Here is a 14084-nt window from a genome sequence, read left to right as displayed (position 1 = left end):
CGTGCTCAGTGAGCATTGTGAAAAACCATTTTCGGCCAATCGCCCGGAGGACCGGCCCGAATTTGAAGAAGCCGTTTGCCATGTGACATCGAGATGGAACCGTACAATCAGGCTATCTGGCCGTCCCTGAAGATGGGAAGGCTTGCGAACGCCCTTGCTGAAATCGAAAACCCGAATTGAGGAATTGTCTTATGGCCGAGGTGCTGGTGGATGGATTGGATGGACGCGCGGACTGCCTGTATTTCCATATTGATGTTTTAAGCTAAACTCGCCCACGGTGTTCGCAATGCCTGGGTTCGACCGGAAGCTCAGCAACCAGAAGCGATACGAGCGCAGGCGCAATTGGCAAACGCCAGATTGACAGTCAGGTCTCGCCCATATGATCGTGAGGGCGCGCTTCGGCGCCCCTCTTTTTACGCCGCCGCCGTCAGCCTTTCACCCGCAATGCGGTAGGAGATCGCTTCGGCGAGATGGATGCGGCCGACGGTCGGTTTGCCGTCGAGATCGGCAAGCGTGCGGGCGACCTTGAGCACGCGGTGGTAACCGCGGGCGGAGAATTTCATCTTTTCGGCGGCATCGCGCAGCAGCTGCAGGCCGCTGGCGTCGGGCTCGGCCAGTTTCTCGATCATCGCGGTGGAGCAGCGGGCATTGGTGCCGATGCCTTTTGCGCCGGTGCTTTCGAAGCGCTCCTGCTGGATCTCGCGGGCGCGGGCGACGCGGCGGGCGACGTCTGCGCTGGTTTCGGCCGCCATCGGCCGGATCAGATCGGCGGCGGAGACGGCCGGCACGTCGATGCGGATATCGATGCGATCCATCAGCGGGCCGGAGATGCGGGCCTGGTAATCGCTCATGCAGCGCGGGCCGCGGGCGCAGGTATAGCCCGGCTCGCCGGCCATGCCGCAGCGGCAAGGGTTCATCGCCGCGATCAGCTGGAATTTTGCCGGATAGGAAACACGGTGATTGGCACGCGCAATGACGCATTCGCCGCCTTCGAGCGGCTGACGCAGCGCATCCAGCGCCTGCGGGGTGAATTCGGGAAACTCGTCTAGAAAGAGCACGCCGTGATGGGCAAGCGAGGCTTCGCCCGGACGGGCGCGCAGACCGCCGCCGACGAGGGCGGCCATGGTGGCGGAATGATGCGGGGTGCGGAAGGGCCGGCGATCGGAAAGCTTGCCGCCGGAGAGTTGGCCGGCGATCGAATGGACCATCGACACTTCCAGCAGCTCGGCGGCCGAAAGCGGCGGCAGGATCGACGGCAGCCTGGCCGCCAGCATCGACTTGCCGGAGCCCGGAGGACCGACCATCAGAAGGTTATGACCGCCGGCGGCTGCGACCTCGAGCGCCCGCTTGGCGCTTTCCTGGCCCTTGATCTCGGCAAGGTCCGGCAGGTTTGCGGCATTGGCGCGGATCGACGCTTCCGGCCGGGACAGGACCTGCGTGCCGCGGAAATGATTGGCAAGGGCGATCAGGCTGCGGGGTGCGAGGATATCGACGTCCGAACCTGCCCAGGCGGCTTCGGCGCCGCTTTCGGCCGGGCAGATTAGCCCCTTGCCGAGCGCATTGGCGCCGATCGCAGCCGGCAACGCGCCGGATATGGCGGCGATCGTTCCATCGAGGTTGAGCTCGCCGACGACGACAAAATCCGACAGCGCATCGGCGGGAATGGCGCCGAGGGCGGCCATCAGGGCGAGCGCGATCGGCAGATCGAAATGCGAGCCCTCTTTCGGCAGGTCAGCAGGCGCCAGATTGACCGTCACGCGCTTCGCCGGCAGCGCCAGGCCGGAGGCGTGGAGGGCGGCCTGTACGCGCTCGCGGCTTTCGGCAACCGCCTTGTCAGGCAGGCCGACGATCTGCATTATGGGGTGGATTAATTCGAGCAAAGTAATGAAATTTGAAATGACGTGTATGTTGCCGACGCAGGTGTTTCGTTCTCTAAAACATGTATCCCGCATGGTATCCCAGTGACGTTTACAATCTACGTCACCAGGGATATACTACCTACGCATTACGGCATCTAATTAGTTGTGGTTATAAAAGATTTATCTTACCGCAATTCTCTACATCACAAGTACATTTCCGTGTCACACCTGAAAAATACACTTGACACGTAGTGCGATAACACGCTATCAGTTCAGTATCGTTTGTTACACCCACATGTCTTTAGGTTCTTGCGGCGCCTCTCGTTAAAACTTTGACGCGAGCGCAGAGGGTTGAATGATATGGCCAAGGTAATTTCTCCAGACCAAAAAAAAGCGATCGGTGAGGGCTTGAAAAACCTTAAGCCCGGTCCGCTGGGCGACACTGGCACCCAAGGGTCCATTGACGATTTTTGCGGAGAATGGCCGCGCGTTCGTTCTGCGTTGGTCTTTCTGTCGCAGCTACCGGGCATGACCGAGGACGCCAAGGCTGCGATTACGAAAGTGATAGCCGTAGGTGATCTCGCCTCTTCGATCATATGTAATTGAATCGCCCATACTTGGACGAACAAAAGGAGAAGTAGAAATGCAGCTCCGCAGTATTGACATTCCAACGTCTAATCTTAAGAAATCGTCGAAATTCTACGAGCTGATTTTAGGCAGCCAACCCAATGCCAACAAGGCAGATTCTTCGGGTAGCTCGCTAGTAACTGAGGTGAAAAGCGAAGGTATTCACGTGACTATGTTTCAACGGCAAGCGGCCGACGAAACGGTGTGCTGCTACTTCGAAGTCGATGATCTTTCCTCAGCCATCAAAACCCTTCAAAACGAGGGGGGTTCGGTTATCGCCGGGCCTTTTCCTCTGCCGGTTGTGGGAAAGCGTGCAAACGCCGCGGTGATTGCTGATCCCGACGGCAATGGCGTCGGGCTATTTGAATTTCAGCATTAAGCCTGGGAGGTAACAATGGCTCATCGCGATAAAGACAGCGAAGGTGATCATCTCTTTGATGGCCAGAAAGCTAGGCGTTCTGTAGGTCTGATCTCCTTTGTCCGGCGGATCAGTACGACCTTGGAGCTCGGAAGCCAAAAGATAGTCCTTTCGCCAGGGGCATCCAGTACCTGTGATGGAAATGCCTGCTGCTGCACTTCATGCTGGTAGGAAGCGGAGGGCTGTCGGATGGCAGTCGATTTTTATTTAACTAACGCCTGCAATCTACATTGCCGGTTCTGCTTCAACCTGGATAGGTCGGACGTCCCTGGCATTGATCTATCTGACGCACGCGATCTGTTAGATGCGGCGTACGAGCAGGGCCATCGCTACATCTCAATCACCGGTGGTGAACCCTTTATCTACAAGAACATTTTTCAAGTTCTTCGCTATGCCCACGATAAGGGATACTGGATCCAGCTGCTTACGCACGGTGGCCTCATTGACGAGAAGAAGATTGACCAACTCCGGGAATTTTGGCGCCTTCGCGTACGAATAAGCTTGGATGGGGCTAAACCCGAGACCAACGATGCGCTTAGGGGATCGGGTACATTCACAATGGCGACGGCCGCGATTGAACGCGTGGCATCGGCAGGCCTCAACGTAGGCATCGGGATGACTGTTTCAGATAGAAACATCGACGAGATCCCAGAAGTGATTCAATACTGCCTCGACAAGGGCGTTTCATTTGTACGTTTTTCCCCCGTGGCGCGCGTCAAGAAGGGGCGGAATGCAAACATAAACGCGGCATTACACGAACATATGCTACGTGCAATCATACATCAAACGATCCTCAATCGGGCGCGGATTGACGCGCCAACCTTAAATCGATCGTCAAATCAGAACGATATTGACATCCTGACTACTAGACGATGCACCGCTGGAACGGGTTTTCTAAGCGTCACGCCAGACAAAAAGCTTCTTCCTTGCCCTCTGATATATGAGCATAGCGACATAGGAGCGCTTGAATATACCTCACCGGCTTCTTTTGATCAGCTTGCTGCGAAGATGACGAAGCTCTTCGAGGAGACTTCACCCAAGCTGAAAGGAATGTGTGGGACCTGTGAATATAAAACTGTGTGCCACGGCGGCTGCCTCGCTGAGAAAATTTCATTTGAGAGAGACCTGTCTGATGAGCAACCGGTCTGCACCAAAAAAATCCTAGAGCATTTGAGACCGGACTTCGATGTGAAGCAATTTGATTGGGTGGTGGAAGGTTGGATGGCGAGATTACTCAATTCCGTCGAGAAGTTTGAAGGCACAGCCTGCATGCGGCAGGCTCCTTATTGGAGCATGAACTTCAGATCTGATTCGGTCTGGGGCTCCTCGCCTGCTCGTTTTCATTAGATCTTGGGAGCGCAGGACTTATGCAAAAACGCGAGATGACACTTGATGAGTTCAAAGCACAGGAGCTAGGCGCCGTTGCTGACGTCGTAAGCTTCTGTAATAATATCGAAATCTCAATACATTCCGAAACTAGCCTTGTTTCCTCCCCGGAAAGTCTATTTCGAGGCAGCTTATTTTCGCAGGGGCGGCTATTAGGAGAGGAATATCTCCTAAATTTTCAACCAAGTTCATCGTCATTCGCTCGCCCGCTCGGTATCAGCAACTACAACTCGAGCGGTGTGATAGGCGCCCTGGCCAACCGGCGAGCCGGACATGGTCGTATATGCATTCAGCTTCCTCCACCACAACCCGTCCAAATGAATCTTGAAGATGCGATTAGGACGCGAAGGTCATTTCGCGATTTTTCGCCATCTATCGTTTCCGAGAGCGAGATTGGTAGTATTCTTTATTATGCTCAGGGAGTAACGGGACGACGTGTGTCGCCTGCAGATTCGGAGACCTCTACCTTCGGGCAAAACCACCTATTAGAGCAAAGAGCCGCTCCATCTGGAGGAGGATTGCACCCCATCGACCTTTATGTGATAGCCAATAGGGTCGCGAATATCGCACCCGCGATATATCACTACTTTCCCTCCACACACTCGCTAGCAGAAATCTCAACTTCTGCAAGTATTGATGAATTAGCGGGTTATGGCGATTTGCGGGCGAGTGGAGCAGCGTTCGCGATGATCTTTATCTATAATCTCTACGAAAATAGTCGGAAGTACGGACACTCCGGGATGGCTTTCGCTTTCATTGAAGTTGGCCAGATATCACAGAATATACATTTGGCTTGTACAGGGCTCGGCATCGGAAGCTGCGACGTCGGCGGGATCAAAAAGCAAACAATCGAACGCCACTGTGCCGTCGACGGGCTTACCCAACATGCAATCCACCTAATATTAGTGGGACGGACCTAGAGGGGGTTATGGATCATTCAATCTACAAACTCGCACCTGGTGTACGGATACTTTCCGGTTCCGATACAGAAATTCGATTTCGAAAAGGTATTTGGAATTATACTGAAGCTACACTTTCCCTCGTGGACCAAAGTGTCGAGGCGCGAGGCTTCTTTCGCTCCGCCGTGGCTGAACTACTCAACAAAGGTACAATAGATGTAGCCGCTTTCTCCCAAGAAGAAGGAGCGGGGGCGGATGGCTTGGATTACTCAGCTATATTCGATAGATTAGTTGAGCAAGGTTTCGTATATCCTGAACGTCAAAGTAAAATTCAATCCCTGATAATCGAATTGCTGGGTGGAGAGAGAACGGGATTCCAGGACTTCATTTCGGAAGCGAGACCGGTATTATATATATCAGATAGTATCTCAGGGAATGAATCTGCAGATCTTATTTCAAGAAACTCGGGGATACCGATAGATAAACTTGGTGATGAAACATTCAGAAAGTTGTCCGAAATCGATTTGACTGACAAAACCGATGCGGTCAGATATGCAAATCAGTTGGAGGATCTTCGTCACCAATTCGAATTCTATGCCTGCGTTCTTGTCTGCTTCACGAGGCCGCGCTTAACAGTTCTGCGCAACCTTAACAGGTTGTCAATCGAACTACGAAAGCCAATTGTTATCGGCTTAATGGATGGACCGTTCGCGTCGCTCTTAGCATGCATCCCACCTGAAACTGGATGCTTTGAATGCTATGAACACAGGTTACTAGCGCGTCTTGAGGATACAACTCTCTATAACGATTACGTTAAGAACGCTGCTACGGGCGCGCAATCTCCTTTTGCTTCCGAGTCACTCTTCGCCCATCTGATAACCGCAGCTGGTCTTGCGGAAGCGGCGCAACTGTCAACATTGCAGATGGCTCGCGCCAGTGGTCGAAGCATCAATGTCTATCTCCCACTTTTGGAGTTTCATGCCGAAGATTTGCTACGTGTCCCTTACTGCCCGGCCTGCGGATTCGTTTCAAAGATGCAGATGAAAGGCATCTATTCTTCCGCTCAACAAATTGTTGAACAGATGCTCGATTGTGTCGCCGTTGAGAACCCAAGCACATCCAGGCCGAGCCCAGAAGCCGCCACATAGGTTCACAAATGATGTCTCCCGCAAATGCGCTTCGATTCTATCCCACTCATCGGCATATCTCGGAAAATCTAATCAGAAGAACATTTGGGGAACACACCGGTGTTCTTCAAAGCATGTTGGTTAGCCCGATCGAACATCCCTTCGGCTTGAACATAAGATCGGTAACGGGTCACATGCCGAACTATCATCGCGTGTTGATCGATCCATTACTCGAAATCCGTTTTCACCTGGCTGGCTACGGTGTCCATATCGAAGAGGCACTCATCCGGTTCGTCGGAGAAGGGATAGAAAGATATTCTTCAGTTGGGAGCGCTACCCTTTTTGATGGCATGGTAGAATATGGGTGCCACAAGACAGTTTCAGGGAGAAGAGATGTACTTCCGCTGAGATTGCTGCAAATTTTTTCGGAGAGCGACCGTGTTAAACTTGGTGCTGGGAAATACGGGGGATTGGAAGCAGCGACGTCGGAAACGCGGCTAGCATGGCTCCCCTGTCCATCGTTGCAACAGCCGACTAAAACGATTCTGACCCCCATGCAAGTTTTGTTCATGGGCCACAAGGTAAATAGGCCGAACGAAGCGAGAATCTTGCCAACGTTCTCCACGGGAACAGCCGCTCATACCAACTTCCAAAGCGCCTTCCTGAACTCTCTTTTAGAAATCGTTCAAATAGATGCATTGATGTTCAACTGGTACACACTAGGCGATATAGAAGAAGTAATATTGGACGACACAATAGTCTCTAGCCTATGCGCTTCTCTCGGGGAGTTTACGCTGCGCGTTGTTAGATATCCTGTTACCGCATCTCCAAATGTGTACGTTTTTGGAGCAATACTGGAACAAAAAAACGGAAAACGTCCTCTACTGGTCTTCGGCAGCCAAGCTGATTTGGATCCCGTAAGAGGAGTATATCGCGCTGTTATGGAGGCGTGTGCAATTACTTTTCTCGGGTTTTATGGAGCGCTATTTGCTCCCGATGAATATTTTCCCAATTCTCGAAGGGAGCGTTTTGTAGACCTGGATTCTAATGTCGGGTGGTACGCCAATCCTTACGAAGCAGATAAGAAAAAGGCCGCAATATTCTCCAGGATTCGAAGAAGAGTCCCGCTTTCAAGCCTCAAGTCTCATTCGACAGGGACGTCAAATCAGGATGTTAGATCAATTGTGGAAAATGCCGGTTTAGCTTTTCGAAACGCAGTTTTTCTCGACGTGACCCCACCCGAGGTAAGACAGTTCGGCTGGTATGTTGTTAGAATCTTTGCTCCGGAGTTGATAACAATGTGTTTACCTAGCGTTCCCTACAGCCAACACCCGAAATTTCTCAAAGCGGGAGGAATATCTAATGAGTTTCCTCACCCATTACCTTGATGTATTCATTTTAATGGCAACTTCTTGCCCGGTCAGTTCAACAATATCAGCGGCTAAAGTTGGAGATAATCGTAAAGCGATACCCGGCGGGTTTTATTTCAATTATGCTTCTATACTATTTTTAATGTTGGCGTCATGCTTCCTATTGATCAACATAGAAATAGAACATGACTTTCCGTCGTTTAATATGGCGATTGTTACTGTATTGACCGCGATTTTCAGCGTTCTTGGTGAGATTATCATCGGCTTTTTTATGTATAGCGGTCGAGAAGAAGGCAGATCCACCGTCTCCCGGCAATCGAATCGCGCTTCGTATCGAGACATTGTATGGGCTCTTCTCATTGCCGCCGAAGAGGAATTACTGTTCAGGATTATATGGATGCAGCTCATAATTTTGATATCGGCGTCAGGTACCTTTGCCACAGTACTTTCAGCATTAATATTTGCATTAAACCATTTCGGCTTCGGCTGGCGCGCAATGGCGCCTAAGTTCTATTCGGGACTGTTGTTTGGTGGGCTCTACCTTACAGGTGGCGGAAATATGTGGTGCCCAGTAATTGCTCACGTTTTCGCCAACTTGCTAATTTTTGTCATTGGATGGCGACGATATGTCAGCGCATAGTGCTTTCGTTCTCATCGCGCTCTCGGCCGCAACTACGTGGGGGCTACTTGCCAGCTTCAGTCACACTGGATGGATTTGGCAATCTGCGTCCCGATACCGTACTCTTCGAACAGCGTTCCGTGGGGAGCTTTGGTCCAGCTTCACGGGTTTTTTATACCTTCTCCTTGGAGCAGCTTCCGCAGCAATCTTAACGTCGATCTATGACGTATCAGTTTCCTCTTGGCTTCACCTCGATTTGCGGGTTTTGCCGATAACCTTCCTTACCATAGCCGGCGAGCTGGGTCTGACTGCACTACTTGCGGACGGGCTCATTTGCGCGTTCAGAGCAAGACCTGGAGAGGCTCGTAGGCAAATTTTGGAAATACCTTGGATGAAGTCGGTGATGGCGATGCGCAGTTGGCGCAGGCCAATCGCTATTGGAATTAGTGCATTGATCGAAGAGTTTTTTTTCAGAGGCATACTGATTGCAATCGCAATTGATTTACTTCAGTTTGATGGCTGGGCAGCAATAATGCTATCTGGAATTTTATTTGTAGTGCAACAAGCGGTTCAGGTTAGGACAGTCCTCCAACTGGTTTTGATATCGAGTAGTTGCATAGCGATTTCGCTCATTGGTGGCTTGGCGGTGCTGGTTAGTCATAGTTTAGTTCCAGCACTTTTAGCTCACGCTACGTTCGTTATCTTCTATGGCTCTCGCCTAGGTAACCTTGAGCTTGAGACATCGCTTCGAGCCAGTCGCAGTCATTAACTTTGGGCGATCCACGGCTGCGCGGCGCAAGATCGCGTCACTGGTCCTTGCCGCCCGCATGGGTGACGGCTTGGTCTATGTCGGGTCGGTCGGAACAGGCTTCAAAGAGAGCGCTGTCTCAGAGCTTCGCGGCATGATGGACAAGATCACCCGCAAGACGTCACCGCTCCCATACTCAGGAGCTCGCAGGAACGTTGTCTGGCTGCAGCCGACGCTGATCGCCGAAATTGAGTACAGGGCCTGGACTGATGACGGAAAGCTGCGGCATGCGTCCTATAAGGGTCTGCGGGAGGAGCAGGATAACGCAGCGGTTTATGAGATTGCCTAACGGTAGTCCCCTCAGCTCACGTGTCATCACACTCCATCTCAGCGATATCGTCAGACAACACTACAGCGTGCTCGGACAGTACGGCAGCCACATTGTCGAGAAGCATCGCCAATTCAGGGTCGGTGCCGAAAAGTTGCTCCTGCTTAGTTTTTAACTTCCCGATATAGAAGTTGTGGATATGCAGTGAACCAGTCATCTGCGCGAGATTTGGCATGCTGACGCTCCATTTCGTTTTCAAGAATCGGCGCCCAACAAGAATGGCGCGCCCCAGGCGCTTCCATCCACGCTACCATACTCGTCGAGCTCTCATGTACCAGCAGATACGTGTTCTTCTCCATCCACTCGCGGACCGTAAACCTGATCCTGTCGTTCGGCGTCGTTTCGAACACGCCGTCAGATCGTCTTCTTCGACCTCGTCTTTCAGCTGCCCACTTCACCATGCTCTAAAATGACTCTGCAAAGGCTAAAGAATGCTTGACCGCGAACGGAAAACCCCTAGTTTAAGCGCTGCAGCTCTTGCTTGGTGACATGGCCCCTGGGCCTTTCGAATGATAGCCAAGATTGCCGGTTTGGCGAGCTGCACTTTCTTCAATAGTGGTGTTTAGCGCCGTGCTTCCATAGATCGTATTCGTAGGTAATTTTAGCTTTTATCATGTCATATGATCGGGTGTCGCCGCGCTCCCACTTTCTCTGAATCGCCCAAGCGCAATAATCCGCAATTTGCAAGCAACAGTCTGTGGCGGATGGCCGGAAATCTACGGCCCAGCGAGCTTTCCTCACCGTCTGGCCCATCACGTCTGACAAGCAGTTCGTGAAGGACAGTTTCTCCTTCTTCGTCCCTAGTGAAGCTGCAGTAACCAGTAGATCCGTGTCCTCCGGTATGTATGGGGCGATTCCGTATCTAAAATGGTAGAACCACGCATACTGATAGAACCGGGCTTTATCGCGTCGGACTTGCGGTTGCGCCTTCGACTTTTCGCATATCGTCACCTGGACCTCAAAATCATGCTGGAGCATCGTTTCGAAGACCCTGTCCCGCACTGCCTGCTTTTCAACAGTCGCGTGGAAAAAGTCTCCGAGCTCGACGCCGTCCCAAATGAGCTTTCTTCGAAGCTCGTGCAGAGACGTAGCGGCCTGCAGGTCTGAAGTGGTGACGGTGCAGAGCATGAAGTAACGGCTTACATTTTGCTCTCGCTTAAAAGTGAAACAACCCGCTTCATCGGCAAATAAGAATCTCTCGGTCACGTTGAAGAATCGCCTTTCCGGAAACGCAGAGGCTACGGGGGGCGAACAAATGGATCTTCACGGATAACCCCTCAGTTGCCCACCGCTAACATCTCAGATTTCGGCTCGACGTCAAATTGCATGTTAATCTATCGTTAACGCAGCTTACGCGTGCATGCTCGGCGGGTCATCGGAACGCGGAATTGCAGATCTGCGCAGCGCAGATTAACGGCAGATCCAGTCGGGAGATGTCGGAGATCCGTTCAGTAGCACCCTCAAGCGAGACTGAGTCGGACGAGGTCATCAATGGTCGCCCTTCGGTGCGTCGCCGCCGCGCCCGAGCCCCCAAAGCAAGGTCGCGCAATGGACTTGGCTTTAACTTTTACTCATTCGCGTACCATCAAAAAAACCGACAGCTCGACCCCGCAAATATCCTCAAAAAACTGTCCAGCCTTCTTCCAACCACAGCGCTCGTAAAACCGTATCGCAGGAACGTTGAAAACTCCCACCAACAACTGGCAGCCGCCGGACATATGAGCGTTGTGCAGCAAACTAAAGCCGATCCGATTGTGGCGAAACTCTTTAGCAACATTCAGAGCGGTGATGCAGCCGTCACTCTGATTGATCGCGCCAACTACCCGTCCATCAACGACGGCAACCTGCATACTGTTCAGAAACAGACGAAGATGTTCGCCAACGCAATCTTCGTCGATAAAGCGTCCTGCGATTTTCGGCGAGACCTGGCGTCCGTAAGTCTCCATCCAGCACGAAGAAAGCAGTCGGTGCAGATCGTCGTGGTCTGAATCCACCGCAGGACGGAATAGACAGTCAAAATTTAGGGGGTCGATCATCTAAGCGCTCCTTTTAGGAAGCGCGATCCTCGATCAATCCTCGATATTCAACTGTAATCGATAATTCGAAGTCGAAGTGTCAGAGGGATAGGTTGTAGCGATGCTTTTTCATGAATGGAGCGCACTCGGTATCCCATTGCAATCGCACCCGCTCCGAAGCCCCGTTAGCCAGTCCGGGGGAGTAAAGCAATGAAATATTCTCTTGATATGACGCCTCTGCCTCCGGTTCCAAACCCTTACCCGTGGCGAAAACAGCCTTGTTGGACCATTTTTTGTCAGTTGCGTGTAGCAGGTCCATGTTTTGTCTCGCGAAAGCGAAACCGAGGAAAACAATTGTCTCAGCCTCACTCATCGCGTGCCCCATACGCTCTTTTACTTGGGGGTCTCGAATAGACTCGGACCAAGTAATTAGATTATCAGCCATCGCTGCGAAATTCTGAACGCGCCCGAAAGGAAATGCTTTCAAAGAACCCAGCCAACCGTAGGGATGGATGATGTTGATATTGTTTACAATGTCCCGCGCTCGTTCGATGGAAGTTCCTGGATAAGCGTGAACAATGGCATGCTCCAAATAATGTTCGATACAGCGATCATAATTGAAACAAATGATAGTGATATTTTCGCCAATGCGGTCAATTTCCTCTGCACGAATTCCAATCATCAGAATTTTTGAGAAGCTATAAATCCATGCGTTGTTCAACGCCTTGAACTTTTCACTCGCGTTGAAGTCGTCTGGACGAAGGTAGCAGTCAGACTCGGCACGTGCTATCGCATGAGCCACTTGGAGTTTCCCGATCTCGGACACAAGCGGATTATGACTATGCCGGTAAATATATTCGTCAATACTCTCAGCCATATCAATACTTGCGACGAGGTCTCTCATGACCTCTAGCCGCGCATTCAGCGCATCAACGTCATCCTTCTTGTCGAGGTTGTACATGTTTGTGTAATGGCGGAAGAGTAGATCGGCCTCGGCCACCATTTTAAAACGCCCGTATTCAATGGAGTAAATGGAGTTCCTTTTGATCCTTTCCATCAGCGCAGATCCGACAGGCATAGCAAACTCGGCACTTGCGCCGGCACCCACAACAAAAACAGTCTTGTCTTTGAACATACGAATCTCCCTATCCGGCGGAGACTATAATGCCAACCTGAGCGAGTGGAAGTTGGCAGGGCATAGTATCCCAGGATTCCCTGATCCTAGGAGAGCGAGCATCGGCATTAGACGGAAGTTACCGAGGTCAGTACTGTTCGATCCGATCAGTTAACCGCTCGATTTTTGTAACTTTCGCTCGGTCATATAGCAGGATGGATGCGCCTGCTTTGAACAGTATGGAGCTCGATGAAGTGCGGAGAAGAGTCACATTCACGTAATTCCGATCTGCCGCAGTGATCGAATAACCGTTCTCGCCGTGGTTGATGTCCTGAATGGCTTGGTATTTCCCGATGTCATACAGAGCACTATAGGTAGCTATCAGACACGGCACCAATAGAAGTACGCTCACTTTTTCCGTATCGAGCCATCGCTCAAACGAAAGTTTGTATTGCATAAAGGCTATTAGAACGCTGACAAGTACCTTAATAGCAAAATCATCTCCAGCAAAATAACGGCTCGGAATAAACAGGCACACAAGTAGAGAAAGCGATATACAGTAACTTATTATTTTTGGTTTTACTTTTTCTAAGCCCGGTATTTTTTTCACAGCATAAGTTATTTGATCATCGAAGCGTATAAGCACGGATCCCAGCCATATTCCTATGAAGAATAAGCTGGCAACGCCGAAAACGCTTGGAGTGGCTAATATCGCACCCTGGAGCAAATTAGCTTCAAGAAAAACCCCTGTGAACTGGTCTCCAATGATCGAGAAATATCCGAGTATTCGGACAACATAGGTCGCGAATACGCATCCGATGCAGAAACCGACGAACTTCGCATAATCCCCCAGAGAATAGTTTTCGAAGTTCAACATATGTCAGATCCAGAAATTGTCGGCTTCAAGCGAACGCGAGTATACAACCCCTTCGGGATACTCAACGAATGCGTTTGAGGTTTTGCACAACATTCGCTGGGGTTGACCTTTTGTCGATGTATGAGGAAAGGGCGCCGAAAACCACAAGGAGCGTGAAACATGACATTCGACAATCTGAAGCTGATCGCGGCCAAAAAGAAGGCCCCACTTGATGCAGCCGGAAAACGCCGTGCAAGGCTGCTGCATCAGATCAACAAGCAGATCGACTTCGCATCGAAATTCACGCCTGCCCGTGCCCAGCGTGGAAGATGGTTCCAGCAGGAACCGGACGGCAGCTTCACTCTCGCGATCCGCTATGGGCGTCGTGATCTCGAACTTTCGAAAGGAAAGTTTGCAATCTCCTGCACATCCGCCGACGAGTTGATCAAGGCGCTGGAGGCAGGCCGCCTCCATTGCTCGAAAGGCCAATTCGACGAGCAGCTGGAGCGGATTTCGGGGGAGATTCGAAGCGGCTTTCGCAAAAGTTAACATCCGACGGAACTTGCAAGCCTTCAAATGTCCTGGACTGTTGTCCAGGACAGCCTTCGGCAGTCCGTCTTTCAAATGCGGGTTGCGTGTTTTAGCCTCGGATAGGTGA

Annotated in this window: 15 protein-coding genes and 1 pseudogene; 10 read left to right on the top strand and 6 right to left on the bottom strand. The window is 51.4% G+C overall.

All coding sequences use genetic code 11. From position 1 onward, the window contains the following. Nucleotides 1-413 precede the first annotated feature (413 nt). Nucleotides 414-1856, bottom strand: a pseudogene (locus AC245Y_RS23855) (YifB family Mg chelatase-like AAA ATPase); the annotation flags it as partial. Between the two features lie 363 nt (nucleotides 1857-2219). On the opposite strand from AC245Y_RS23855, the gene AC245Y_RS23850 reads away from it, so the two are divergent. From AC245Y_RS23850 to AC245Y_RS23810, 9 genes are all read left to right on the top strand, one after another. Then, nucleotides 2220-2465 carry a hypothetical protein gene (locus AC245Y_RS23850; protein ID WP_017995813.1) on the top strand — a complete coding sequence of 82 codons (246 nt, stop codon included), beginning with the start codon at nucleotides 2220-2222 and terminating at the stop codon, nucleotides 2463-2465. A 37-nt stretch (nucleotides 2466-2502) separates the two neighbouring features. Beyond that, nucleotides 2503-2865: a VOC family protein gene (locus AC245Y_RS23845; protein ID WP_017995812.1), complete on the top strand. Its 363-nt coding sequence runs from the start codon at nucleotides 2503-2505 to the stop codon at nucleotides 2863-2865. A 228-nt stretch (nucleotides 2866-3093) separates the two neighbouring features. Next, nucleotides 3094-4251, top strand: a complete 1158-nt coding sequence (locus tag AC245Y_RS23840; RefSeq protein ID WP_017995811.1) for a radical SAM/SPASM domain-containing protein — start codon at nucleotides 3094-3096, stop codon at nucleotides 4249-4251. 20 nt (nucleotides 4252-4271) lie between these two features. Further along, on the top strand, nucleotides 4272-5210 hold the full coding sequence (locus AC245Y_RS23835) for a SagB/ThcOx family dehydrogenase (protein ID WP_080635467.1): 939 nt from the start codon (nucleotides 4272-4274) through the stop codon (nucleotides 5208-5210). 8 nt (nucleotides 5211-5218) lie between these two features. After that, entirely contained in the window at nucleotides 5219-6337 is a 1119-nt protein-coding gene (locus AC245Y_RS23830) for a hypothetical protein (RefSeq protein WP_157628354.1), read from the top strand. A 173-nt stretch (nucleotides 6338-6510) separates the two neighbouring features. Beyond that, the gene (locus AC245Y_RS23825) at nucleotides 6511-7704 is read left to right on the top strand and encodes a YcaO-like family protein (protein WP_157628353.1); all 1194 of its coding nucleotides are present in this window, start codon (nucleotides 6511-6513) and stop codon (nucleotides 7702-7704) included. Continuing rightward, nucleotides 7679-8326 (top strand): CPBP family intramembrane glutamic endopeptidase, encoded by a 648-nt coding sequence (locus AC245Y_RS23820; protein ID WP_017995808.1) that lies wholly within the window; start codon nucleotides 7679-7681, stop codon nucleotides 8324-8326. The genes AC245Y_RS23825 and AC245Y_RS23820 overlap by 26 nt, the downstream gene beginning before the upstream one ends. A 370-nt stretch (nucleotides 8327-8696) precedes the next feature. Further along, nucleotides 8697-9074, top strand: coding sequence for a CPBP family glutamic-type intramembrane protease (locus tag AC245Y_RS23815; RefSeq protein WP_017995807.1), 378 nt, complete (start codon nucleotides 8697-8699; stop codon nucleotides 9072-9074). A gap of 58 nt (nucleotides 9075-9132) precedes the next feature. After that, on the top strand, nucleotides 9133-9402 hold the full coding sequence (locus AC245Y_RS23810; protein ID WP_017995806.1) for an ATP dependent DNA ligase: 270 nt from the start codon (nucleotides 9133-9135) through the stop codon (nucleotides 9400-9402). 16 nt (nucleotides 9403-9418) lie between these two features. Here AC245Y_RS23810 and AC245Y_RS23805 read toward each other — a convergent pair whose 3' ends face one another. The 5 genes from AC245Y_RS23805 to AC245Y_RS23785 form a co-directional block, all read right to left on the bottom strand. After that, entirely contained in the window at nucleotides 9419-9616 is a 198-nt protein-coding gene (locus AC245Y_RS23805) for a hypothetical protein (RefSeq protein WP_026157545.1), read from the bottom strand. A 374-nt stretch (nucleotides 9617-9990) separates the two neighbouring features. Beyond that, a complete protein-coding gene (locus tag AC245Y_RS23800) occupies nucleotides 9991-10647 on the bottom strand; it encodes a DUF3800 domain-containing protein (RefSeq protein ID WP_017995805.1) in 657 nt (218 codons plus the stop codon). 365 nt (nucleotides 10648-11012) lie between these two features. Continuing rightward, nucleotides 11013-11477, bottom strand: a complete 465-nt coding sequence (locus AC245Y_RS23795; protein ID WP_020487058.1) for a GNAT family N-acetyltransferase — start codon at nucleotides 11475-11477, stop codon at nucleotides 11013-11015. Nucleotides 11478-11556: 79 nt separating this feature from the next. Beyond that, nucleotides 11557-12591, bottom strand: a complete 1035-nt coding sequence (locus tag AC245Y_RS23790; RefSeq protein ID WP_017995803.1) for a hypothetical protein — start codon at nucleotides 12589-12591, stop codon at nucleotides 11557-11559. A gap of 127 nt (nucleotides 12592-12718) precedes the next feature. Then, on the bottom strand, nucleotides 12719-13447 hold the full coding sequence (locus tag AC245Y_RS23785; protein WP_017995802.1) for a hypothetical protein: 729 nt from the start codon (nucleotides 13445-13447) through the stop codon (nucleotides 12719-12721). 159 nt (nucleotides 13448-13606) lie between these two features. Here AC245Y_RS23785 and AC245Y_RS23780 point away from each other — a divergent pair, with 159 nt between their 5' ends. Continuing rightward, nucleotides 13607-13975, top strand: coding sequence for a DUF6641 family protein (locus tag AC245Y_RS23780; RefSeq protein ID WP_017995801.1), 369 nt, complete (start codon nucleotides 13607-13609; stop codon nucleotides 13973-13975). Nucleotides 13976-14084: the final 109 nt, after the last annotated feature.

The sequence above is a fragment of the Rhizobium sp. SRDI943 genome (assembly GCF_057653695.1).
The sequence above is the reverse complement of the archived record's forward strand: the minus strand, read 5'-3'. Positions and strand labels throughout refer to the sequence as shown.

Excerpts from the sequence above, each read along its gene's own strand:
- AC245Y_RS23850 (WP_017995813.1), top strand. The coding sequence starts at position 2,220 with ATGGCCAAGGTAATTTCTCCAGACCAAAAAAAAGCGATCGGTGAGGGC.
- AC245Y_RS23845 (WP_017995812.1), top strand. The coding sequence starts at position 2,503 with ATGCAGCTCCGCAGTATTGACATTCCAACGTCTAATCTTAAGAAATCG.
- AC245Y_RS23840 (WP_017995811.1), top strand. The coding sequence starts at position 3,094 with ATGGCAGTCGATTTTTATTTAACTAACGCCTGCAATCTACATTGCCGG.
- AC245Y_RS23835 (WP_080635467.1), top strand. The coding sequence starts at position 4,272 with ATGCAAAAACGCGAGATGACACTTGATGAGTTCAAAGCACAGGAGCTA.
- AC245Y_RS23830 (WP_157628354.1), top strand. The coding sequence starts at position 5,219 with ATGGATCATTCAATCTACAAACTCGCACCTGGTGTACGGATACTTTCC.
- AC245Y_RS23825 (WP_157628353.1), top strand. The coding sequence starts at position 6,511 with ATGCCGAACTATCATCGCGTGTTGATCGATCCATTACTCGAAATCCGT.
- AC245Y_RS23820 (WP_017995808.1), top strand. The coding sequence starts at position 7,679 with ATGAGTTTCCTCACCCATTACCTTGATGTATTCATTTTAATGGCAACT.
- AC245Y_RS23815 (WP_017995807.1), top strand. The coding sequence starts at position 8,697 with ATGAAGTCGGTGATGGCGATGCGCAGTTGGCGCAGGCCAATCGCTATT.
- AC245Y_RS23810 (WP_017995806.1), top strand. The coding sequence starts at position 9,133 with ATGGGTGACGGCTTGGTCTATGTCGGGTCGGTCGGAACAGGCTTCAAA.
- AC245Y_RS23805 (WP_026157545.1), bottom strand. The coding sequence starts at position 9,616 with ATGCCAAATCTCGCGCAGATGACTGGTTCACTGCATATCCACAACTTC.
- AC245Y_RS23795 (WP_020487058.1), bottom strand. The coding sequence starts at position 11,477 with ATGATCGACCCCCTAAATTTTGACTGTCTATTCCGTCCTGCGGTGGAT.
- AC245Y_RS23790 (WP_017995803.1), bottom strand. The coding sequence starts at position 12,591 with ATGTTCAAAGACAAGACTGTTTTTGTTGTGGGTGCCGGCGCAAGTGCC.
- AC245Y_RS23785 (WP_017995802.1), bottom strand. The coding sequence starts at position 13,447 with ATGTTGAACTTCGAAAACTATTCTCTGGGGGATTATGCGAAGTTCGTC.
- AC245Y_RS23780 (WP_017995801.1), top strand. The coding sequence starts at position 13,607 with ATGACATTCGACAATCTGAAGCTGATCGCGGCCAAAAAGAAGGCCCCA.